General features: G+C 60.3%; 21 protein-coding genes and 4 pseudogenes. 7 read left to right on the top strand and 18 right to left on the bottom strand.

Annotation, left to right across the window (positions count from 1 at the left end; all coding sequences use genetic code 11):
• Window position 1 precedes the first annotated feature (1 nt).
• From HCN58_RS18475 to HCN58_RS18465, 3 genes are read right to left on the bottom strand one after another with little or no spacing between them, the layout of a single operon-like run.
• Window positions 2-490 carry a Mov34/MPN/PAD-1 family protein gene (locus HCN58_RS18475; protein WP_171580797.1) on the bottom strand — a complete coding sequence of 163 codons (489 nt, stop codon included), beginning with the start codon at window positions 488-490 and terminating at the stop codon, window positions 2-4.
• Window positions 487-1,104, bottom strand: a complete 618-nt coding sequence (locus tag HCN58_RS18470; RefSeq protein WP_171580796.1) for a putative metal-binding protein — start codon at window positions 1,102-1,104, stop codon at window positions 487-489. Before HCN58_RS18470 ends, HCN58_RS18475 begins: the two co-directional genes overlap by 4 nt.
• Complete coding sequence (locus HCN58_RS18465; RefSeq protein WP_171580795.1) at window positions 1,097-1,387, bottom strand: DUF2604 domain-containing protein; 291 nt, start codon at window positions 1,385-1,387, stop codon at window positions 1,097-1,099. The genes HCN58_RS18470 and HCN58_RS18465 overlap by 8 nt, the downstream gene beginning before the upstream one ends.
• A gap of 189 nt (window positions 1,388-1,576) precedes the next feature.
• Here HCN58_RS18465 and HCN58_RS35920 point away from each other — a divergent pair.
• Together HCN58_RS35920 and nopM are read left to right on the top strand one after the other, a co-directional pair.
• Window positions 1,577-1,805, top strand: a pseudogene (locus HCN58_RS35920) (SOS response-associated peptidase); the annotation flags it as partial.
• A gap of 574 nt (window positions 1,806-2,379) precedes the next feature.
• Window positions 2,380-4,119, top strand: a complete 1,740-nt coding sequence (gene nopM / locus HCN58_RS18460; protein ID WP_171580850.1) for a T3SS effector NEL-type E3 ubiquitin ligase NopM — start codon at window positions 2,380-2,382, stop codon at window positions 4,117-4,119.
• A 624-nt stretch (window positions 4,120-4,743) separates the two neighbouring features.
• Here nopM and HCN58_RS18455 read toward each other — a convergent pair.
• From HCN58_RS18455 to nifH, 9 genes and pseudogenes are all read right to left on the bottom strand, one after another.
• Window positions 4,744-5,040, bottom strand: coding sequence for a ferredoxin family protein (locus HCN58_RS18455; RefSeq protein ID WP_171580794.1), 297 nt, complete (start codon window positions 5,038-5,040; stop codon window positions 4,744-4,746).
• Between the two features lie 30 nt (window positions 5,041-5,070).
• Entirely contained in the window at window positions 5,071-6,378 is a 1,308-nt protein-coding gene (locus HCN58_RS18450) for an FAD-dependent oxidoreductase (protein ID WP_171580793.1), read from the bottom strand.
• Between the two features lie 10 nt (window positions 6,379-6,388).
• Window positions 6,389-7,498, bottom strand: coding sequence for an electron transfer flavoprotein subunit alpha/FixB family protein (locus HCN58_RS18445; protein ID WP_171580792.1), 1,110 nt, complete (start codon window positions 7,496-7,498; stop codon window positions 6,389-6,391).
• Window positions 7,499-7,513: 15 nt separating this feature from the next.
• Window positions 7,514-8,046: pseudogene (locus HCN58_RS18440) on the bottom strand (hypothetical protein).
• 459 nt (window positions 8,047-8,505) lie between these two features.
• The gene (gene nifW / locus HCN58_RS18435) at window positions 8,506-8,847 is read right to left on the bottom strand and encodes a nitrogenase stabilizing/protective protein NifW (protein ID WP_171580791.1); all 342 of its coding nucleotides are present in this window, start codon (window positions 8,845-8,847) and stop codon (window positions 8,506-8,508) included.
• Window positions 8,848-9,048: 201 nt separating this feature from the next.
• Window positions 9,049-10,236, bottom strand: a complete 1,188-nt coding sequence (gene nifV / locus HCN58_RS18430) for a homocitrate synthase (protein ID WP_171580790.1) — start codon at window positions 10,234-10,236, stop codon at window positions 9,049-9,051.
• Between the two features lie 171 nt (window positions 10,237-10,407).
• Entirely contained in the window at window positions 10,408-10,908 is a 501-nt protein-coding gene (gene irr, locus HCN58_RS18425) for a Fur family transcriptional regulator Irr (protein WP_235983699.1), read from the bottom strand.
• A gap of 22 nt (window positions 10,909-10,930) precedes the next feature.
• On the bottom strand, window positions 10,931-11,644 hold the full coding sequence (locus HCN58_RS18420) for a nitrogen fixation protein NifQ (RefSeq protein ID WP_171580788.1): 714 nt from the start codon (window positions 11,642-11,644) through the stop codon (window positions 10,931-10,933).
• A 128-nt stretch (window positions 11,645-11,772) separates the two neighbouring features.
• Window positions 11,773-12,657, bottom strand: coding sequence for a nitrogenase iron protein (gene nifH / locus HCN58_RS18415; RefSeq protein ID WP_171580787.1), 885 nt, complete (start codon window positions 12,655-12,657; stop codon window positions 11,773-11,775).
• Window positions 12,658-13,076: 419 nt separating this feature from the next.
• Here nifH and HCN58_RS18410 point away from each other — a divergent pair, with 419 nt between their 5' ends.
• The 3 genes and pseudogenes from HCN58_RS18410 to HCN58_RS18400 form a co-directional block, all read left to right on the top strand.
• Window positions 13,077-13,511 (top strand): response regulator, encoded by a 435-nt coding sequence (locus HCN58_RS18410; RefSeq protein WP_171580786.1) that lies wholly within the window; start codon window positions 13,077-13,079, stop codon window positions 13,509-13,511.
• 7 nt (window positions 13,512-13,518) lie between these two features.
• On the top strand, window positions 13,519-13,932 hold the full coding sequence (locus tag HCN58_RS18405) for an ArsC/Spx/MgsR family protein (RefSeq protein ID WP_171580785.1): 414 nt from the start codon (window positions 13,519-13,521) through the stop codon (window positions 13,930-13,932).
• A gap of 367 nt (window positions 13,933-14,299) precedes the next feature.
• Window positions 14,300-14,505, top strand: a pseudogene (locus HCN58_RS18400) (transposase); the annotation flags it as partial.
• Window positions 14,506-14,873: 368 nt separating this feature from the next.
• Here the strand turns inward: HCN58_RS18400 and HCN58_RS36775 are convergent.
• From HCN58_RS36775 to HCN58_RS18380, 5 genes are all read right to left on the bottom strand, one after another.
• The gene (locus HCN58_RS36775) at window positions 14,874-15,032 is read right to left on the bottom strand and encodes a DUF962 domain-containing protein (protein WP_311966830.1); all 159 of its coding nucleotides are present in this window, start codon (window positions 15,030-15,032) and stop codon (window positions 14,874-14,876) included.
• A complete protein-coding gene (locus tag HCN58_RS35915; protein WP_283814606.1) occupies window positions 14,963-15,322 on the bottom strand; it encodes a hypothetical protein in 360 nt (119 codons plus the stop codon). The genes HCN58_RS36775 and HCN58_RS35915 overlap by 70 nt, the downstream gene beginning before the upstream one ends.
• Window positions 15,323-15,589: 267 nt before the next feature.
• Window positions 15,590-15,781, bottom strand: a complete 192-nt coding sequence (locus tag HCN58_RS18390; protein WP_171580784.1) for a hypothetical protein — start codon at window positions 15,779-15,781, stop codon at window positions 15,590-15,592.
• Window positions 15,782-16,243: 462 nt separating this feature from the next.
• A complete protein-coding gene (locus HCN58_RS35910) occupies window positions 16,244-16,630 on the bottom strand; it encodes an MFS transporter (protein WP_311966829.1) in 387 nt (128 codons plus the stop codon).
• Between the two features lie 603 nt (window positions 16,631-17,233).
• Complete coding sequence (locus HCN58_RS18380) at window positions 17,234-17,428, bottom strand: hypothetical protein (RefSeq protein ID WP_171580783.1); 195 nt, start codon at window positions 17,426-17,428, stop codon at window positions 17,234-17,236.
• Between the two features lie 964 nt (window positions 17,429-18,392).
• Here HCN58_RS18380 and HCN58_RS18375 point away from each other — a divergent pair.
• The gene (locus HCN58_RS18375; RefSeq protein ID WP_171580782.1) at window positions 18,393-19,997 is read left to right on the top strand and encodes a S10 family peptidase; all 1,605 of its coding nucleotides are present in this window, start codon (window positions 18,393-18,395) and stop codon (window positions 19,995-19,997) included.
• Between the two features lie 88 nt (window positions 19,998-20,085).
• On the opposite strand, the pseudogene HCN58_RS35905 reads toward HCN58_RS18375, so the two are convergent.
• Window positions 20,086-20,402 (bottom strand): annotated as a pseudogene (locus tag HCN58_RS35905) (transposase); the annotation flags it as partial.
• Between the two features lie 1,002 nt (window positions 20,403-21,404).
• On the opposite strand from HCN58_RS35905, the gene HCN58_RS18370 reads away from it, so the two are divergent.
• Complete coding sequence (locus HCN58_RS18370; RefSeq protein WP_171580781.1) at window positions 21,405-21,680, top strand: hypothetical protein; 276 nt, start codon at window positions 21,405-21,407, stop codon at window positions 21,678-21,680.
• Window positions 21,681-21,950 lie beyond the last annotated feature (270 nt).

Here is a 21,950-nt window from a genome sequence, read left to right as displayed (position 1 = left end):
TTCAATCCTTGATTAAAATCATCCGCGTAACCTGGCCAACCGACAGGGGGCGCCACACTCCAGCCCCGTCAAGCCGGTACGATGCTACGTTCTTGAGATCGAAAGGCACTCGCGCGAAGTCCGGCACGACCAAAGACAAGCACCCCACCGTCGTGGCAATCGCGTACTCGTCGTCCGTGCTGGAATGATACGCTCGGCCCGGATGACTGTGTATCTGGGCAATGAGCGCAAGCTTCTCCCGGTACAGCCACACATTTATGCGATGCAGCTCTTCAGCTCCTGTCACAACGCACACCCCGTCGGCAGTACGTATGTGGCGCTGGGCAGGAATGAGAGTCCTATGTACCTGAAAATGGTGCGCCGTCTGACGGCCTACCCAAAGGCCGAGACCTTCATGCCCTTCACGCCCCACTTTCCGCAAATGGGCATGGAGTTCGTCCACGCAGCCACGCGGTACCGAGAGGGACGTAACGTCCGCGATTTGATTCATTCCGGTACGGCCAGCAATGACGGCAGCACGTTCACCGCCGGGATCTGGACCTGCACCTGGTAATGCTCGATCGGTGACACCCCGTGGTGCCAGATCTTTTCGAGGATAAAAGCTAAGGATCCTTCGCCAGAGCTTCGATGCATCAGCCATGAATCACCCGTGTGAGCGGGATTGTCGTGGTATTCGCGAATGCCGGGAAGACAAATAAATGGCCGATCATCAGGGCTGTTGTACTGAATCATGTTTGTCACTTGCACCCCGCCCTGCTGGGCGAGCGCCAGAATGGTTTCGGGAGTTGCGCCGGGGATTGCCGCACGGCGAAGCATTTGCACCTGGAGCAATTTGGCGGGTATCGGTTCGCGCGTGAAAGGGTCCACGAACCTGACGGAGGGCGGCCGCAGATCATAATCCGTAAAATTCAGCACGATGGCAGCGACGATCGGAGGCGGTCTCGGCTTAGTCGCCGCGAAAACCACGAAGATCTCCGGAAACTCTGCGTCAAGCAGGATCCAGCCCCTCTTGCGATAGGCCGATTCCATGCTCCGATAGTTTGCAAGCTCCCGCTCGAACTTTACGCGCGAGACCTCGGGATCGACAGTTTGGAGATCAGCCACCGGCCACGCCAGCCTTGAGACTCAGGAACAGCGTCACTTCCTTGCCAAATCCAAACTCGCCTACCTTCTTGTCCGGATCCAACAGCTCGCCCGCTTCGTTCTTGATCTCCCAATTCTCGGGCGGCTGAGCCAGGTTCTTGGTCTCCTCCAGCGCCTTTTGGCGCACCACATGCAGCGGCTGCTGCTCTACGGCCTTAATGACGACAGGCTGACCGTTCACGATCATCGTGAATTCGACGAAATCCGTGCCCTGATCACTTCCCGGCTTCTTCTCATTCTTCATTTTTGGTCCTTTTTGTGTGGGCGACGCTTGGAATCGATGCTGCCGATCGTATGCAGGGGACGACGTGTTAAAAAAGGGAGCGTGCCACAAGACGCAATCGAAAAGCCTTCATTTGACGCGTGCGTACGCAGTTTTTAGGCGTTAGCGCTCTTTCGTCCACATCTCCGACCCGTTGCGGCTTGAGCCGCCCAGACCGGCGGCCCGCCAGTGAGCAACTTCCGGAATACGTCTTCGCCACACTGGCGCGTGAGGCTCAAGCTGGACAACCGATGCCTCGTGCCCTTCAACGGCTTTGCCGAATGCGCCCCATACGAACCCCGAAACGAAGAAGGATGTCGTCTGGTTCGCGCTAAACGAGGATCGGCCGCTCTGTGCCTGCGCTGGCATCGGGACCGAGTTCAAGCGCGACCGCGGCACCATCACCTCGTTTACGCTTTCTGATGACGGCCCCGAACGCGAGTTGTCGAGCCTACCAACGCAGGAGCGGCTTAGGCATAGAACCCCAGCGCGGCGGTGGTGCGTTATCTCAACGGCGGGCAGTGGAGCCTTTTCGGCCGAGTACGTGAAAACGAAGAGCGTCAAGCGCGCCGAAAGCCCCAAGTTCGCGACGGCCCTCTCACATGTCAAGGCAATCGGTGCCAAGCTGTTGCGAAGCTTGACCGGTTCACCCGCAAGCTGGACTTGCTTGGCCGCTGGTGGCAAACCGGACCACCTGGGGTGTTCTGCAGCGACACTCGTCAGCTGATCGACAGGTAGGCCTGCTAAGTGCAGTGAGGGTCCTCCGGACTTTTCTGGTCACGAGATGGCAGAAAGCTCGCAGCAGTATCGATCCATTTGCCGCGGTTGGGCTCGTGTGAACCTGTACCGGCTCGTGTCGTCGGGAGCCGCAGCGCACGTGCACAGGCTCTCGAATGACCATTGCGCTGCGCAGCCACTGCTTCGCGACCTTAAGAAGCGGGGGGTGTATTCTTGTTCTGACGACGGAGAAATTGATGAACACAGGACAGGCACAGTGGAGTGCAGGTTCTTCCTCGGCCCCTTCTGAAGAGGGGGAGCAGGAAGGCCACCTCGGCGGCCTCAGCCGAGCCCTGGCGGATTGGGTCGAAGTCTTGACAGGATATCGGACCCCAGCCTCCGCCCGCGCGCAGATCCTGGAAGACTGGGTTGCCGAAGAGGGGCAGGGCGAAACGGAGAATCGGCAACAGGGGCGCACACGAATTAGGGTATCGGACAACACGGGCTCGCATTCGGTAGATTTGTCATCCCTCTCCCTGACCGCTTTGCCCGCCGCCCTGCCGCCAAGGTTGCTGGAACTGCGCGCCAGGCACAACGAGCTAAGCAGCCTGCCCGCTAGGCTCCCACCCGGTCTCCAGCATCTTCTCATTAGCCATAACCGGTTGACCAGTTTGCCAGACGCTCTTCCGGCGACCCTCTCTCGGCTGGAAGTGGCCGATAACAGCTTGATCAGTCTGCCGGCCAACCTTCCGGCTCGGCTCGAGATCCTGAACGCAAACGACAACCGACTAATGAGCCTGCCCGACGCTCTCCCGAGCAGGCTCACCTCGCTCGCGGTTAATGGCAATCAGCTGACCGACCTCCCCCAGTCCCTCCCATCGGGGCTCATTGAACTCGATGTCAGCAGCAATCAATTGGCTAACCTCCCCGCCCCCCTTCCGAGCACGCTCCAATCGCTCAATCTCAGCGGTAACCGGCTGACCAGCCTGCCTGAGGGTCTTCTTGAGGGTCTTCTACCGAGTCTTAGCTACCCGCATCTGGAGAACCTCGAGTTCGGGGATAACCCGCTGCCGGACGACGTCCTCGCTAATCTGGCGGCGGCTGAAGCGCCACCGCAGCTTGCGCAGCAATCTCTATATGAGGCTGCCGCGCACTGGCTCGGAGACGACCCGGCGGCGCTGGCCGAATGGCAGCACTTTGGGGATGAGCCAGGCGCCCAGCACTACGCAGGGTTCCTAGAGAGACTACGAGGGACCGTGAACTACGGCAATGACGAGTTTCGGCACGCAGTGGCTGATGATCTGCGGCAGGCGGCGGCCGACCCGAGATTGCGCGAGCAGTTTTTTGCACAAGCTTCCGAGGCCAACGCGAGCTGCGAGGATCGTGTTACCTTGCACTGGAACGGTATGCAGACCGCGCGCCTCAACGCAGACGTCGAGGACGGGGTATATGACGACCGCCTTGGCGAACTGATCCAGCGCGGCCGTATTGCGTTTCGCTTGGAGGCGCTGGACGAGATCGCGCGCGACAGGGTCAACTCGCTCGTCAGCGACGACCCGAACGCAGACGACATCGAAGTCTACCTGGCCTATCAACATCTGCTGCGGGAGCCGCTGGAGCTCAGTCACGTCGCCCCTGACATGCGCTTCCTGGCGGTCTCTCACGTAAGCGAGGATGATGCGGCGCAGGCGCTGGACCTGGTCCGGGAGCGGGAAGCGAACCAGTTCAGCGACTACATGGCAACCCGCTGGCAACCCTGGGAGACGGTGCTGAGGCGCATCGCTCCGGACGAACATGCAGCGATGCAAGACCGGCTGGTCGAAGCCATGGGCGAAGAGTTTCAAGGCCGCCTGGATCAGCGACTGGCCGAGCATGGTCTGCTAGGCGACGCGGATGCCGAGCGGGTGCTCGGAGCCCAGGTTCGAAACGAGATCGCTGGCGAGATCAAACGCGAGGTCATGCACCGTCTGTTCGCAGACCGTGGCCTAGAACAATGAGACTTCCCAAGAGTCCCGCAGAGATATTTATCATTGCTCTGTGGCGCTAACTAAAGATCGATCGTGAGGGATCGCCCATCGCTGCCAAGGTGCCTTTGCACCTTGGAAAGCGTGCTGCCGTCGATCAGGCCCTTTCGGTCTTGCCGAGCCAGGAAAACTCCCGCGCGCGAGGCCAACGCGCAGTTCGCTAGCGGTCTGGCAAGCCAACTCGGCAATGAAGATGAAGATGCCGCAGACCTCAACCTCTTCCAGCGCTCTTGCCTTCGTGCCGCGTTGGTTATCTGCGTTCGGTCGAAAGCCGCTTCGGGAGGAGAGCTCCGTCGGTCAAAAAGTCGTTGACGAGACCAAAGGCACGCAGCGGTGAAACCATCGTTTCCAGCGGCGCTGCGCTGCCACCACCTCGGTTCGATGACGCAGGTACATGGTTCAACGCTCGACAGCTTGTCAAACAGCTGGAAAATCTGATTGCGAGGCAAAGCTCCCGCGACCCTTCCGTGCGCCGGGCACGTCTCCAGCTACCGCCATTTGATACGGCCTCTCCGCACAAGCAGGGCGCGGAGACATGCATCTGCCGTGAGATCGTCTCAATAAAAGGGCGATCACACTGCGCCTGCCGTGCAGCTCTCATCCGAACTTGAACAACACACCGTATCCGCCACGCGGATAGCTCCATTCGATGTCGCCGGTGGGCTCGCCGATAACGCGGCAGGTGCCGCACTCGATGCAGCCGTCGACGGTGACATCGACCTGCCCCTTATCGTTGAGCTCATAGCAGCGCGCCGGGCAGACCTTTAAAAGTGCAAGCAGCTGCGGGGATGGCTTCGTGTGTGCGCGCACCTTGATGTGGGGACGACCGACGTCGACGAGATAGCGGTTGTAGAACAGCTTGTCCTCGACGCGCACTGATGTCTCGACATTCATATTTCAGCTTCCTTCTTCGATTTTGACTGGTTAGCGCCAGGCACGGGCGATGCGGAATGCATCGCCAAATAGACCGGTCCAGGACCGCGCGTTGACAAAGGATTTTAATGTCACCTTCTCTTTCTCAGCCTTCGGCGTACCGTCGACGCGTACATAGTTCTGCATCGCCCTGGAGACGAGCTGCGGATACGTGAGAAAAAAGTTTTGCGAGTTGGTATGCATCAGCATCGGCATATCCTTGTGCTTCTTGAGATCCTTAATCACGAAGGAGTCGTCCAGCATCTTCTTGTAGACTGACAGATTTGCCGCGGTCATAGGTTGGCGGTGCGATTTCACCTGGACGATCGCTTCCGCCGCGATGCGGCCCGAAGTCATCGCGAGGTTAGAGCCCTCGCGATGAATGGCGTTGTTGAGCTGCGCCGCATCGCCGACCACCACCCAGCCATCGCCATAGAGCTGTGGGATCGCCTTGTAGCCGCCTTCAGGAATGAGGTGCGCGGAATATTCCTTGACCTCCGAGCCCTCGATCAGGGGCGCAACGGACGGGTGACGCTTGAAGCGGTCGAGCAGCCCATATGGCGTCTCTCCGGTGCGCTGAAAGTCGGCGACGATACAGCCGATGCCGATCGAGATGCACTCCTTATTGGCATAGATGAAGCCCATTCCGGTCATGCCACGGGAAATGGTGCCGGCCGCTTCGACAACGAGGCCTTCGTCGCCCTTGAGATTGAAATGGGCCTCGATGGTCTCACGCGGCAAAAAGTGCATTTCCTTAACCGCGAGTGCCACCTTGTCGGGCTTGGGCCTCTCGCGCAGGCGCGCACGCGTACCGAGAAGGCCATTCACGCCTTCGGCCAGCACCACGACATCTGCGTGGATTTCGCCCTCGCGGCGATCAGTACGAACACCGATGACTTTCCCATGGGCGTCCCGCGCGAGCTCAGTGACCGTGGTCTCGCACAGCACGGTCGCGCCGGCCTCGCGCACTTTCGAGGAGAACCATTTATCGAACTGCGCGCGGATGATCGTGTACCGGTTCGGCCGCTCCTCGTTGAAGTCTTCGGAGCGGTAGTGCACGCCGAAATGGGAGCGATCGTCCATTATCCAGAACCGTTGCTCGACGAGATGACGTTCGAGCGGCGCGTCATCGCGGAAGTCCGGGATCAGCTTTTCGAGCATGTCGGCATAGAGGATTGCGCCCTGGACATTCTTCGATCCGGCATATTCACCGCGCTCCAGCTGCAGCACCTTCATGCCGCGTTTAGCCATAGTTAGCGCCGCCGCGTTGCCCGACATGCCGGCGCCGACCACGATTGCATCGAACTTCTCCTCGATCACAACAACCTCCTTAGCTCGCGATCCGGTCGCGCGAATGCGGTGAAAGCCGTGCACGAAATGCGGCCGTCAGCGCCGGTAATAAGTGCATAGCGTCATTGACGACGCCGATATGGGCAAAGTCAAAGATTGGCGCGTTCTTATCGGTATTGATGGCGACGATCAGATCGGCGCCCTCCACGCCGACCCGATGCTGGATCGCGCCAGAAATGCCCGCGGCGATATAGAGCTTTGGCCGGATGGTCTTGCCCGTCTGCCCGATCTGCCGGTCGGAGGTGACCCAGCCCTTTTGTACCAGCGGACGCGAACAGCCATATTCGGCGCCGAGCACGGCGGCGAGCTGCCGTACCAGCTGGAAACTCTCCGGCGAGCCCAACCCCAGCCCGCCGGCGACGACGACGTCGGCATAAGCGAGATTGGATTTGGCCGAATCACGGTCGGGCACAAAAGACAGCACTTTGGTGACGATGTCTTCTTCGAGCAGGCGGAGCGGATGGACGATAATGCGGGCGGCATCGCGCGATACACGCTCTGGCATCGGCATCACGCGCGGGCGGACGGTTGCCATCTGCGGCCGGTAATTCAAGGTGTAGATCGTACAAAGCAGCGATCCGCCAAAGGTCGGACGCGTGGCCGCAAGCGAACCATCCGCGTCGACGTCGAGCTCGGTGCAGTCGGCCGTGAGACCCGTCAGTAGTGTGGTAGCTACCGAGCCTGCAAGATCGCGACCGAGCGTGGTGGCGCCTAACAGCAGGATCTCTGGTTTGTAAGTGTTGACGAGATCGGTCAGCGCCTTGGTGTAGGACTCGTTACGATACTCCGACAGCACATTCTCGGTCACGAGATAGGTTAGGTCGGCGCCGTAGCAAAAGGATTCGAGCGCGGCGTTGCGCGTGGCCTCGGCCTCCGGGCCGATGACGACCGCGGCGAGATCAACCTTCAGCTTGTCGGCAAGCTTGCGGCCCGCACCCATGAGTTCCCAAGAGACGGGATGCACCTGGCCGCGCTCCTGCTCGACGAAGACCCAGATGTGCTTGTAGGCCTTAAAGTGCTCGGGCAGTTCTTTTTTGATTCCTGCGCGGCCGCCCGCGGCCGGCGTGGGAGTTTTGGTGACGTTGCTCATAGCTTTGAATTCCCCTCAGAACCTGCGCGCCTGCGCCATAAGATCGGTCACTAGCTTGGGTTGACCCTTCAAGACGGCTTTCATCAGCACCTCCGTCGGCTGCTTGGCGGTTTCCACCAGCCCCGCCTTCTCGGCACGTGGCGACGGCGCAAAGGCCCGCTTGACGACGGTCGGCGAGCCGGGCACGGCGCATTTCGAGGCTCCTCGACGCCGGCCTCCTCCGCGCTCCATTTTGCAACCGACCCCAGCGCCGCGCGCAGGGCGTCCCTCATCACGGCGCGGCAAATCTGGCTGGCTGCTTCCGCCATGGTTGACCAGCAGCTTTGCGCGCAACATCTGCACGCCGCGTTCGGCGCGGCGCTCCGCGTCCGCCGTGGTGAGTGCGGTGATCTCGCCGTCGAACTCGTCACGCAATTGGAGCGCCGCATCGAGCGTGAACAAGGCGTATCGGTTGTTCGGTTCCCCTGACCCACGATGGTGTTGGTCAGGGGATTGACGCAAATCTGCGCGGAATGGAGAACCTGTTTGCTGCAAACGATACTGTGCATGCCTTCTCCAGAGGTAACGTGGAACGCGAGTTACCCATTGGCGGCCATCTCCCGGTCAATCCCAGCCTCAACGGCGTCCAAAAGCAACTCGAAGGGCATCAACGCAAGCGTGAGCCATAAGATGATGCCAGTGCGAGCGGCGATCAGTAACGGCAACATGATTGGTCCTGCTCCAAATCTCATCTCGGACAGCAACAATTCTGCAGTCGGCGCCAATGACGGACTTGGCCGGAGAACAGCAAGTGTCGTACCAGTTGGGGACATCAAAAATCAGCCGTCCATTCAACGACTTAAGAAAGTTGACAAAGACCGGGCGTTAGCATCGCCGATCCTACAATTCCGACATACGTCGCGAATGCGACAGCGCCGCTTCGGGCATTGCTGTACAGAGTTGAGGAGGAATATGGCACAACGCGCTGCATCGACATGGCTTGCGGCAGATCTGAACTGGTTGTGAGGCTATTTCAGCGAGCTCAACGGCACGAAGGCGGCCGGTTTCTTGGGCTCCGCGACCGCATCCTTCAAGACCTTGAACACCCGCTGGTCGATCGGCGAGGACGCCACGAAGTCGGCATAAGCCTGCTCCAGCACCGCCTTGCAGCGCGCCGTGACCTCTGCCTCCGCGCCATCTTCGAATACTTCCTTGGCGAGATATTGTCCCATGCGCTTTAAGATATGCAGGCGCGCGACATTGACGATCTTGGGGTCGTAATCGACGCCAAGCAGCGCGAAAAAATCTTCGGCCGAGGAGGCCTTGTTGAGTCGATCCAGGATGCCGATTGCCGCCTGTGTGTTGCTCATCGAATTATCTCCTTTGGGTTAGATCGCCGACCTGTGGTCGGGACCCCCGACACCGGCTGGTCATCTCCTTGCGACGCTGCTTCGCGCAGGCGGCGCTGCATATGGCCTTCAGGCCTATGTCGTCGTGGATCAGCGAGGGCTGCCGTGGTACGCCGGCGGTTTCGAAGTGAACGGCTGTAATAATGCCGGACCATGGCCGCCTCACGCACCATTGATCAACAAGCGCTCGCAGACGTCGCGCCAGATCGCCACCACCGTCTCGCACGCGACAGGTCGCTTGTGCTCGATGGCATGTTTCCGCACCCGCAACAGGATCTGTCTTGCCTCCTCGGCGCTGGCGGCGAGCTGCAATTCGTCAAGCAACGTGGTGATCGACGACAGCCCGGAATGCTTGCCGATCACAATACGGTTGGAGCGACCAAGCAAATGCGGGTCGAGCGACTGATAAGTGCGTTGATCTTTCATTAAGCCATGGACATGAATGCCGGATTCGTGGGTGAACACATGCTCACCCACGATCGCCTTGTTCAGAGGAATCGTGCGTGCAGCCGCGGCTGCCACAACGGCCGCGACGTTCTGCAGCTCCCGCAGCACGATGCCAGTGTCGCGCCCGTAGAGCTGTTTGAGAGCAACCGCGACTTCTTCCAGCGGTGCATTGCCCGCCCGCTCGCCGAGACCGATGACAGTCACCGAGGCATGGCTCGCGCCGCCCTTGATGGCGGCGAGCGTATTGGCGGTCGCGAGCCCAAGATCGTCATGGCCGTGAAATTCGAGCTCGAGATCGGTGGTCGCGCGCAAACGAGCGATCAGCGCATAGGTGGAGTCGGGATCAAGCACGCTGAGCGTATCGGCAATGCGAAAGCGCCGTGCGCCCGCGGCTTTTGCGGTGGCGATCAGCGTGATGAGAAAATCGACATCTGCGCGGGAGGAGTCCTCGCCCCCGACGGCAACCTCAAGCCCCCGCTCGCGGGCATAACTAACCACCCGTCTCACCTGCTCCAGCGCCAGATCGCGGTCACCGCCAAGCTTGCCGGCAATCTGCACGTCAGAGGCCGGAATCGAGACGTTGACCATCGACACCTTGGCCTCGATTGCCGCATCGACGTCGACTTCACGCATCCGGCACCAGCCGATGCTGGTGAGCGGGAGACCGGCCTCGACCACGGCGCGGATAGCCGCGATTTCCTCGCTGCCCATGGCAGGCGTGCCCACTTCGATCTCGAGGACACCGGCCCGCGCCAGGGCCTGCGCGATCGCCACCTTTTCATCAGAGGTGAAGGCAACGCCAGGCGCTTGTTCGCCGTCGCGCAGCGTCGTGTCGTTGAGCACGATTGGACTTCCCCATACCGTCTCGGACCATAACGGTTTGGCAGAGGTGGCGACGATCATGTGAGGCTCCTTGTTCTTGGCAAAGCAAGCCTTCAGCAACCCGCATGCCACGCCGGCACCACCTCCCAAGCTATTGAACAAGCGCGCATTTCGGCACAGCCGGATTGTCGCAAACGCGACAGCCTCACAAAGTCGACGCGTCCGCTTACCTCACGGCGCGATGGGATGGCATCAACTCCGCTTGCGGCTCAGATGGATGATCAGATCGACGCAGGAGACTTCGTGACCGCGCAGCGGCTCCGGCACATTCACAAGCAGGAGATCCGCATTGGGGACATCGAGCAGCGTATCCTCGCCATGTAGATAATAATGCGGATGCGGTGTGGTGTTGGTGTCGTACAATGCTCGCGACCCATCAAGACAGAACCGGCGCAAGAGGCCGGCTTGCGTGAACTGGTTCAAAGTGTTGTAGACGGTAGACCACGGGACCGGAAAGCCGGTCTCATGCGCCTCGGCAAAGAGCATCTCTGCGCTGACATGCCGGGCGCCCCTGGCAAACAACAGTTCGCTTAGAATCACGCGCTGGCGCGTCGGTCGCACCCCGGCTTTGAGCAACACATTATTCCAGCCGGTGGCGGGATATTGCCCGCTGAGTTGGACGGAGGCCGGCTCTACCTGCACCTCTTCGAGGCTCGCACGGTCCCCGGCGTCTCTGGTCGGAAGTCTGGCCAACGGCCGATTCATCCCATGTCGCTCACGGCCAGGTGCCGGCCGCAATTGGGACAGCCGCCTGCAGCAGAACCTCGCGCCGGCGCTCGGCCATCCGGCTCTCGCCGCTTTCATCGCCAAAGCAGAGGTTGAAGTCGTTGCATTGCGTGCACACCGGCGTCGTGCACATGACAAGGCCGTGGTCCTCGCACAGCCTGCGATAGAAGAAGCGCTTCCAGCGCATATTATTGGTATTGCGCGCAGCCAGCGGCGCGAAATGGCGGCCTAGGAGCCGGGATAGTTCGCCACGACCGCGCAATCCGAGATCTTCCCACAAGTGATTTGGCTCGATCGCGCGTCGCGCGATCATCCCAGCTAGCCAGTTGCCAATGTCCCCTTCGGTCGAGCGTTGTGCGAGCAGGAGATCACGCAGTATTGCCGCCTCGTCGCTCTCATTGCGTTCGACACGCAAGAGCAACTCCTCGGTGTTTATCCGAATCGACGGGAAGTACTTCTCCAGCAACTCGGCCAGCTCATGGCCGGACAGACCGACCTTCTCGGAAACCAGACCACCATCCATCGTGGCGGCCGCCAGAATAGACGCCAGCACGTGGCGATCGAAATTGCTGTCACTGGTTATGTCGGCATCCGCGGGGTCCGCCCCAGTGAGCAGGCGATAGGTCGCAATTCCCCTATGCCGCTCACCGTTCGCTTCAGTCGCTCTGGCAGCCATAAGCGGAAACAATTGCGCTTCGAACATGGATTGCCGACCTTTCCACAGTGATCAAGTATGCTCAGCTGCATCGTGATGCTGGTCACGACATCTTTCACGGGAACGCCGACCTCCTTATTGAGCATTGGGGAGGCCGGCTTCCGTCGGTGTGCCCCTTACTCGGCTGCGAGTTCGGCTGCGGCCTTGCCGATGACGGTCTCGTCAACCGGCTTCATGATGCCGTGCTCCATCAGCATGTCCTCGAGCTCATCCATGGAGATCGGGGTCGGGATGATGCCCTTGCCGCCATTGTTGTGGATCTTGGTCGCGAGATTGCGATAGTGATCGGCCTGCTGGGATTCCGGCGCATACTCCAGCACGGTCATGCGGCGCAGCTCCGCATGCTGCACGACGTTGTCGCGCGGCACGAAATAGATCAGCTGGGTGCCGAGCTTCTTGGCCATCGCCTCCGCCAGTTCCAGTTCCTTGTCGGTCTGCCGCTCGTTGCAGATCAGGCCGCCGAGCCGCACGCCGCCAGAGTTGGCATATTTCAGAATGCCCTTGGAAATGTTGTTGGCGGCATACATTGCCATCATCTCGCCAGACATAACGATGTAGATCTCCTGTGCCTTATTCTCGCGGATTGGCATCGCAAAACCGCCGCAGACGACGTCGCCGAGCACATCGTAGGAGACGTAGTCGATGTTTTCATAGGCGCCGTTCTCTTCCAGGAAGTTGATCGAGGTGATGACGCCGCGGCCGGCGCAGCCGACGCCCGGCTCCGGACCACCCGACTCGACGCAGCGGATGTCCTGATAGCCGACCTTCATTACGTCCTCGATTTCGAGATCCTCGACGCTGCCGGCATTCGCCGCCAAGCTCAAAATCGTGTCCTGCGCCTTGGCGTGCAGGATCAGGCGGGTCGAGTCCGCCTTGGGATCGCAGCCCACGATCAGGATCTTGTGACCCATCTCGGCCAGCGCCGCCAGCGTGTTCTGCGAAGTCGTCGACTTTCCGATACCGCCCTTGCCGTAGAACGCGATTTGTCTCAGTGAAGCCATGTTGCTCTCTCCATCAACCAATTTGCCAAAGATTGCGCGCTGGCTCGCGCGCGAGCTTGTTTCTCTCAGAAACGAGGCACACGGGTTCAAGGGAAGGAGAGCATCGCTCGTCTTGCGCGTCTGCGTGCACTCAGCCCTCACTCAGTGTTGCTGCATCCTGATAGCAACCGCCGTGCCAACCCTGTCCACGCTCTTTAAGTTTCTGATTACGCTTTAAAAAATCGTGAGCCGGTGGATGAAACCAGGTGTTTTGAACGTGACAGGATTCGTGCCGCTGTCAGAAGCCGGACAAGGATCGCTAGCATCGAACGGGCAAAAGCCGGCCTGGCGCGGGCCATTTCGATGCATTCATGCACGGAACGGAAATTGCTAACGCTCTTGCAAGCGCTTTATCGGAGCGGATTTTCAGGAGAGCGACAGTGCAGATCGGTGTCGAAAGGTCTAAAGCAGTGGACCAGCGACGGGTGTTCGTGGTCGACGATGACGAGACCACCCGCGCGGCCTTGCAATTCATGCTGCATGACAAGATCGAGACGCACGAGCTTGCAACGCCGGAAGAGGCCTTTGCCAGGGGCGTCGATGGGTTGAAGCCGCATGTGGCGCTGCTCGGCGCCTCCTTTTTGAAGCTAAAGGGGCCGACGCTGATCGGTGAATTTGCAGCCCATTTTCCCGACGTTCGGATCCTGATCATCTGCGACAAACACGACTGGCCCACCGCGGTCGAAGGCATCAAGGCCGGCGCGCAGGGCGCGCTGCTCAAGCCGCTGACCTTGGAAGCCGTCCGTAAGAAGGTCGATACGATTCTCCGACGTTGCGGCGCCCCGCCGATCGTGCGGCTCAGCGTGCGCAAATAGGCGCGCCATGGCGACGATCATTTTCTATCACAAACCCGGGTGCGCCACCAACGCGCGCCAGATGCAAGCGCTGAAGGCCGCGGGCCACCACGTGATTGCCAAGGATATCTTGAAGGAGCCGTGGCGTGCGGAGGAACTGCGCCGCTTCTTCGGCAATACGCCGGTCGCATCCTGGTTCAACCGCGCCGCGCGGCGTATCAAGTCAGGCGAAATCAACCCCGACACAAGCGACGCGGCGAGCGCACTCGCGCTGATGCTGAGCGATCCGCTCCTGATAAGGCGCCCGCTGATCAACGCCGATGGCGCAAGATGCGCGGGATTCGATCATGGGCCCGTGCTGTCGCTGCTTGGGCGGAGCATGCAAGATGATGTCGAGCGATGCTCGCGCGAGGGAACCGGGGGACACTGCTCCAGCGGGTGAGCTGTAGAGCGCCTAGTTCCACCGAGAGGGAAGGAACGAAGTTTCCTCCGCTCCCCATTCTTGACGGGCCCGAGGAGCTGAAGGCGGTCAGGGCTCTACACGCTCGTACATTTGGGAGATTCAACGGCACTTCGGGGTCCACCAGTGGTCTTGCCCCTGGAACGAGCGGGTCTCATGACGCGGCAACCCGGCTCGCGCGCACCAACGAAATGCTGGTCGCTCCTGAGCAGCTATCCCTCTTGGAAATGCCAAACCAACCAGCCAAGACCTCTGTGTCGAGCAACCAGTCTAGCAGGCTTTGAAAAAGGCGCTCGCCGCCGACCGGCGAGCGGGATTCATTGCCTTCGATGAGATACGGAGATCGTGCATGCGCGGCGGCGACAATCGCACTGGCGAGCTGTTCAGCTACGTTGACCTGGAGCCGCGGGCGCCGCGCGATCACCGCTGCGATCATCCATCGTGAGCGAGGCGCTGTCGGCGCTATAGCGCGAGCTTGCCGCGCTCCATTCGCCGATTGGGCGGCCGTTGATCCCGCCGGAGAAACTGCTGCGTGCGATGCTGTTGCAGGCGTTCTGATAGGCGTCCTATTCTCTCTGCGAGGTATCCCAACTAGCACGGCACTCTGCGGTGGAGAAATGCGCGCATCGGCCTGCCTTTCTGCTCGATAAACCTCCGTACGCAATGTGATACGAACGCCCTCGGCCTTATCGGAATGAGATCGGCGCGTCACGTGATCGGCGATAAATTCCAGCACTGCAGCGCCCAATCTCGGCAACTCGGCCGGCCACCTCAAGCCGCCGAGCGCGGCGGCCTCTGATCGCCGACAAGAGTTCGAGAATCTGTTTCAGCGGGATCGCTTCGTCGCCGAGCATGAAGCGATGTCCAGCCCGTCCGCGTCCCACGGCAACGATAAGACCTTCGGCAATGTCGCGCACATCTGTTCACGACGAACTCAAATGGCCTTGCGGACGCTCGTCGATGATGACGGCGAGATCGCGCCGAAATCCGAGCACGATAAACAATTTCGCCATTACAAACATCGGTCCGAGCAACAGATGGATCGGATTGTCGACCAGTGCCGGCCGGCGACGTTCGAACACCTGGTGCCCAATAACCTGCGATGCACTGCCATCACAATCAGGATAGCGGTAAGCGACCACATTTCGACAGTATTTGCCTGACCTGCGATAATGGCGGCGACTGAAAGCAATACGATCGCAGCCCCAAGGATCGCGGCTCCAAGCGCGAAGTCGAGCAGGAACCAATAGATGAGCACCGGCATGGTAGCGATGGCCGCCACACTGGTTTGGATCCCGAACACGGCGATGGGCCATTGGCTGAGCGGAAGAACGGCAGCCAGGAACAGGAACACGATGCCGAAGACATGCATGGCGCAATTCCAGGGGGCGCGATGATACTGAACATAATCGGCAAGCTGCCGCTGAAAAAATGAACTCATGCGGCGCTCGCTTCGCCTGTTGCATCGGCAGGCTCGGCAAAGCTCATCAGGCGCATCTGCTAGTCTCCGTCGTCGGACACGTCGCGGTCTCATTCAAAGCGCGCGACATGAATGTTCGCTGCTCGTCGCAGCGCCCGACGCCGCCACCAGCATCGAATCGTGCGCCCAATTCAGCGACTAACAGACTACAAGGCTGCGTCATGAACAGGTATCCGAAATGACCGCGCGATGCGCCGAATTTTTCTCGCAGGTGTACCATTCAGCCTCATCGTTGAGACCGCAGTTGATCCCGCCGGTCTTTAAAATCTCCGCGTTTTGCATTCGGGTCCGCGGCCGCCACGCGAGCAGCGCCGCAGTTGGCAAATCGCGACGGACAGCGAAATCGATCATCGAATCTATCCTTGGTCGTCGGCAACTCTTGCTTCTATTCGTGCGCTGCGGTCTGTCGCATTGACATGCATCAACCGACGGCCATTATTCCATAGAGACGCTTCGCAAACGCTCGCACCTGCGCGCCGTGTACGTGACTCCAAAGTTACTGGGTCCGTTATCGAGAGACACCCAGAATTTGTGGCACGCTCTTCTATGGCGGATTAGAGCCAATTCGGAATCCGGCGATGCGCGCCGCGAAGCGATTCAGCTGGCGCCGCCTCAAACCAGGCGCGCGAGCCAGATGAAATGCTCGATATGCGGGCGCCTAGAACTGGGGCGTCAGCGACGACCGCAGTGTCGTCATTAAGATTCCTTATCGCCTGCACTACCTGCGGGAATGGACCGATGCGGCATGACGAACAGCGATGCCTGCTCCGCGGCCAGGTCAGCGCCATCGCGATCGCCATAAGTTCGAGCGAATTAGGGTGATGAAGAAGCCCCAACGTGCAGCCAGCCAATGCGGTCATCGCTGTCGAAGCCGGCAAATTCGCCGATGCTGAATTTCGCGTGAAAGCCGAACATCAGCGGACGCTTCGCTGCACGTTCCAATTCGACCGCATTGACATTCTCAGGGACGTCGATCGAGCCGAACGAGGCGCCGAAGGCAACCAGCGCGGCCTCAAGCTCGAGAGGCGTACTGGCAACCGCGAGCCACGGCAGGATGAGCGCAATTCCGAAGCCGCCGATCAGGATGATCGGTTTGCTGCCGTAGCGCGCGCACAGCAAATCGCTGAAAAGCATCGAGACGACCAAGCCGACGCCCAGGCAGAGCAGCAGAAAACCGAGAACTCCATCATCGACCGCCAACCGCCCCCGCGCTAACGGCACCAGCGGCACCAAGGCCGCAATGCCGAAGCCGGCGACAAAAATGCAAGGCGCGTAGCGAGCCGGGCGGCCAGGCGATCGACGCACATCGTCGGGAAACCCGGGAGCAAAAGTTGGTAGTTTCGTGTTCTGACACGCAAAGGACACAACGGCGTAGCGTGAGCGGCTGCGACCGCAGTTGCAGCCGCTCGAACATGCTGTTTCATGTCGCCTCACAGCAAATTGGCGGAGCGGCTGGACAGCACAGAGAAAGTGCCGAGTCCGCCCCTACAGCACCGCCCACCGGTGATGGTGCCCCGAATGAAGCAAGCGGCGTGCCGATTTTGAAAATTGGAGGATCTACAGTCGCTTCGAACTTCGTGTGTGTGCAGCGTCACGTCGCGGGACATTGGTCTCAAAGCTGACAAACGGGAGCTCTCGTTCAGTGCGCCCGAAGGGTATCACTATCAGCGGTGTGTGATCACGTCGGGGTTGTCGACCACAATGTCGAGCAACGTGTCCTCGACCATGCGGCAATCCACGCCATGATCCGGACGCGGCGGGCATCGCCGGACCGGGATACAACCCAATCACCGACCCTAAGGTCTAGCCGTGGAAATAGGTGCCGGTCTCCGGCTCATCCTTGAAGGCGGTCTCGCCCTTCTTGAGCACCAGGTCGACGGTGCCGTGCCAGACCGATTCCTTGATCGCGCCGGTCGACAGGATGAGCCCCCCTTGGTCTTCTCGGCTCGATGTAGATGCCGGCCAAGACCTTTGTTGTTCAGCAGCTCGATGCTGCACAGATCGCGATAGACCTCAACAGCTCGGCCTTCTGGTCCTCCGACTTCGAGTGCCGTTCCATCGTCGAAACGCGTACCATCCCTTCCCTCTCCTCCTACTCTTTCAGGATGTCTTCCATCGTGCGCACGTTGGCGGGGAGTCTTTCGGCACCCCCTAGCGCCGATACTGGCCCCAATCTTTGAGATTACCGGACGTGATGGGGTCTATCACTTATCCAGCTCATCAAGCTTTGGCCGTAAGACGTTCGGCCAGCTTGGTGTCGATGGTGACGCTCATACCCACCTGTTTCCGAGCCAGCGGGAGCGTGCGATAAAACGGGCCGCCTGCGTTGCCACAAGCGGCCCGAAGTCTAGGGAGGAAACGCCCAAGGAGGGCAGGATGCAGCCTAGGACGATCGCCATCTGCAGCTCAATTGAACGCAGGTAATCGTCGAGCGTCCAAAAGGTACGACGGAACGATACGAAGGTTTATGTCGAGATCGCCAAGGGAAACGCCAAATCGCCCCTCGCCGCCGGCATCGGCCACCATATGCCCCACCTTTCGCGTTTGATGCGGAACGATACAGACCGCGATCAACGACTTGGACGCTAGGGTCGCCTGAGTTGGCATGCTCTGCGAGCGCCTCCTGTGCCTTGTGCTGAGGATTATGTTTTGGGCGTGGACCTTTTGGATCCCGTAGGATTCGTTCCAGTGCTGATTGACATGCCACTCGCGGGGGGCACAGGAATTGGTGCCCGTCAGCAGCACGGAAAGCACGACCGAACTCCTCGCCCAACTCACGTCGAAGATCATCCGGCGGGAGTGATCCAGGCAGGTTTCTGCCGCCGACAGGAAGGACCTGGCATAGCGAATGCTACCGGACTTAGTAGGTTTGTTGTTCCCCGACTATCAGCTAAGTGAGTAGAGCCGTTTTTGGCAGACACGCCTCGTGCGCGCAAAGTGCGGCCGGACCGGGAGAAACTCCATGCTGTTTGATTTGACCGCGCTGCGCCGCACCTCTCTTGCGCTAGCCCTATTTGCCTGCGCCGTAATGGGCGGCGCCCGGGCCGACGATCCGCCGCCGCGCCCCGACTCCACGATGCAGGCCGGCCAGAAGGGCGGGCCCGGCGCGCGCAGCGGCAGCACGCCGAGTTCCCCAGCGGCCGCCGAGCAGCATGGTCTGCCGCCCGATTCCACGACCAAACAGACGCTGGAGCTGCCCGGGCGGACGCTTCGTTTCATCGCGACTGCGGGCTCGATCCGCGTGTTCGACGACAAGGGCGAGCCGCAGGCCGACATCACCTACACCTCCTATCAGCTCGACGGCACAGATCGCGCCACCCGTCCGGTGACGTTCCTCTTCAATGGCGGCCCCGGCTCATCCTCGGCTTGGCTGCAGTTCGGCAGTGCCGGGCCCTGGCGGCTGCCGATCGATGCGGAGACCGTCACGCCGTCGGCTTCGCCGGAGGTCAGGCCCAACGCCGAGACCTGGCTCGATTTTACCGACCTCGTGTTCATCGATCCCGTCAGCACCGGCTATAGCCGTTTCGTGGCGACGGGGGAGAATGTGCGCAAGCGGTTCTATTCGGTCGATGGCGATGCCAGTTCGATCGCGCTTGTGATCCGCCGCTGGCTCGAAAAGCATGAGCGGCTCTCCTCGCCGAAATATGTCGCGGGCGAAAGCTATGGCGGCATTCGCGGACCGAAGGTCGTGCGCAATCTGCAGATGCAGCAGGGCGTCGGCGTGAAGGGCCTGATCCTGGTCTCGCCGCTGTTCGACTACCGCGAGTCTAGAGACACGAGCCTTCTGCGATATGTCGCGACGCTGCCGAGCTATGTCGCGGTAGCCCGCGAAGCCAAGGGCGAAGGCAGGGGAGCAGTCAAACGCGCGGATTTCACCGACGTCGAAGCTTACGCGCGTGGCGAATTCTTGGCCGACCTCATCAAGGGCGAGGCAGACAAGGAGGCCACCAACCGTCTCGCCGACAAGGTCGCCGCCTTGACCGGCATCGACCAGGCCGTAAGCCGACGGCTTGCCGGGCGCTTTGGCATCAGCGAATTCCGCCGAGAGTTCGATCGCAAGAGCGGCAAGGTGACCGGCGGTTATGACGCCTCGGCACGCGGTCTCGATCCCTATCCGGACTCCGATGGCCACCGCTTCGGCGATCCCTCGGGCGATGCGCTGGCGGCGCCGCTGGCGAGTGCCGCCGTCGATGTCCTGACGCGCAAGCTCAACTGGCGCCCGGACGGCTCCTATGAACTGCTCAACCGCGCGGTGAGGCCGGGTTGGAATTTCGGCAACGGCACCCCCCCGGAATCGCTGTCGGAGCTGCGCCAGATCCTTGCGACGGACCCGAAGATGAACGTGCTGGTCGGACACGGCCTATTCGATCTTGTCACGCCCTATTTCGGCTCCAAGCTTGCGCTCGATCAGTTGCCGCCCTTTGCCTCGGCGCCGCGGATCAAACTCGTGGTCTATCCGGGCGGCCACATGTTCTATTCACGCGACGCCTCGCGCCAGGCTTTTCGCGCAGAGGTCGAAACGATGATCAAGTACGGGTGTGTGCTCATCGATCCGGCGGCGAACTAAGTCACAAGCAGGTCCGCGTTCGCGCGCGTATAGTAGATCAAGCGTTTCTTAGTGCTAGACCGCAACTGGCACCCTACTCCACGGACGATAGATGATGGACGCTGCTACGGCTGATCTTCAAAACTTCCCTGTGTTTCGTGATCGGCAGGTGGTGCCCACCGTCAACCATCGCTTTACGCTTAGCAGCCGAGCTTCGCTGAGCGCGCCTTCCTGAAAAATCGTTCTCCAGTCTCAGCTGCCCGATTTTGGCGTGCAGCGTCTCCACGTCCATCGCGCGTGCGCTCGTTCTGTTGCCAATGTCAGCACCAACTACCTGGGCTCCACTGAAGCTGGACTTCCATCGCGTGATCTGGTTCGGGTGCACGTCGAAATCAGCTGGGTCAGCTTCATCCCGCCTTTGATCAGGGCTAACGCTACCTTGGCCTTGAATGCCGGTGCGTGGTGCCGGCTCGCTCCTGCTCATCGTCTTTCCTGATTCGCGGGACAATCTTGCCTGTCGTCAAGCAGCAACTCCACTTTCAGGGCCAGCTCTCTCCTATCATGCAAGACTATATGTATCTAATTCGTGTGGTAGCGTGTTGCTATCTCAGGTATCGGATCTTCATCGACTGGCCCAACTCGAGGGGAGGACTTGACTTCTTTGCCAAAGCTCTGTCGGTCGAATGACGAATTGACATCAGCCCGCTAGTGCCGCTGCAGTGCTCTCTGACCCTCTGCGCTAGAAGGCCACCATTGATTTCCACTGTGCCCTTTTCGCGACCGCCTGGCCATCCGTCCGGCAGCACCCGCTTCGCGAGCCGGCTCGATGAGCTCGGCCGCCAAACGCGCTGATGTTGATTGGACCGCCGTACACTTGTCGCTTAACGGCCCCGCTCCTCGACCTCACTTAATCCAAGATGCATAGCTATGTTCTAGGGGCAAGCGGCGGGCATCTTCGATGAGATTGGCGGCGGCGATATGTCCCCCAGCGCAGAGCAGTCATTGATGGGCGTCGACCGGGATGCCGGCACCGCATTCGCGCGTTGTCACCAGAGTGCTGTGTACGGTCTTAGATCGGGTTTGCCCAGCTCTTAAGTCATCGCCTCAAGCCAGATTGATTTACCGCAAGGCGCCGTCCGCAAGACATCCATATTAACTGCTGCAATGTGGAGGCGAAGTGGCCTCGCAGGCCATAGGCCTCCGGCCTTCCCCTCAGACATACAATCTAGCAGTTCGTGGAGTTCGATTGTTACAATGTACGCCGAAGCTTGACGTCAATGCTCCTACTTCCGGCCCTGGCTATAAGAAAGGGATGGCATGGGTTGACCACGCAACGCAATTTGCCGGCGAGAGCTGCGATGTATTGACCCTGCCCGGCGTAGGCCCGCAGCAGTTTGGTTCTCGGGCTGGCCCAGCGAATGGACCGTGATGCCCCTGCAATTCCATCGTGCCGTCGAAGACATGGACATATGGAGCGCAAGCAGCGACCACTATTCGTTCGTGATCAGCTTCCAGAGCCCCGCCGGTCCTAGCTTTCGCGGAAGGTTGGGCTACGTCGCGTCGTGGCGTCCGCTTCACCAGGGCCGTGGCGCGATCAGGGTTCTCGGCACGCCCCTCCAAAGCTTCGCTGAGGCCGAGGACGCCTGCAACAACATGCTGAAGTACCTGGAGGACGACACTGATTCCGTTCCCCAGCAGAGTTGAAGCTTCGCTAAAATGCCGCAACGCTCCACGTACCGCCCAGGATATCCGCTACGATCAACTTGCAGCGCTCAACCAGCCCTCGATCGAGGGTGCAATCTCCGACAAGGGGGACAGAATAGCCATCTGAACTTGGCCGCCATTACGCGGAAGATTAGGAACGCCGCATGCAGGCGCTGACGAAGCTCGCTCGCGCCGTCGAGCCTGCGGAGGGACCGCCGCGGATCCACATAGAAAAGATCAACGGGCCGTTTCTCTCTCCATGATAAGGAG

Source organism: Bradyrhizobium australiense (assembly GCF_013114825.1).
In the GTDB taxonomy this organism is placed as follows: Bacteria; Pseudomonadota; Alphaproteobacteria; order Rhizobiales; family Xanthobacteraceae; genus Bradyrhizobium; species Bradyrhizobium australiense.
This window is presented reverse-complemented; position numbering and strand designations above follow the sequence as displayed.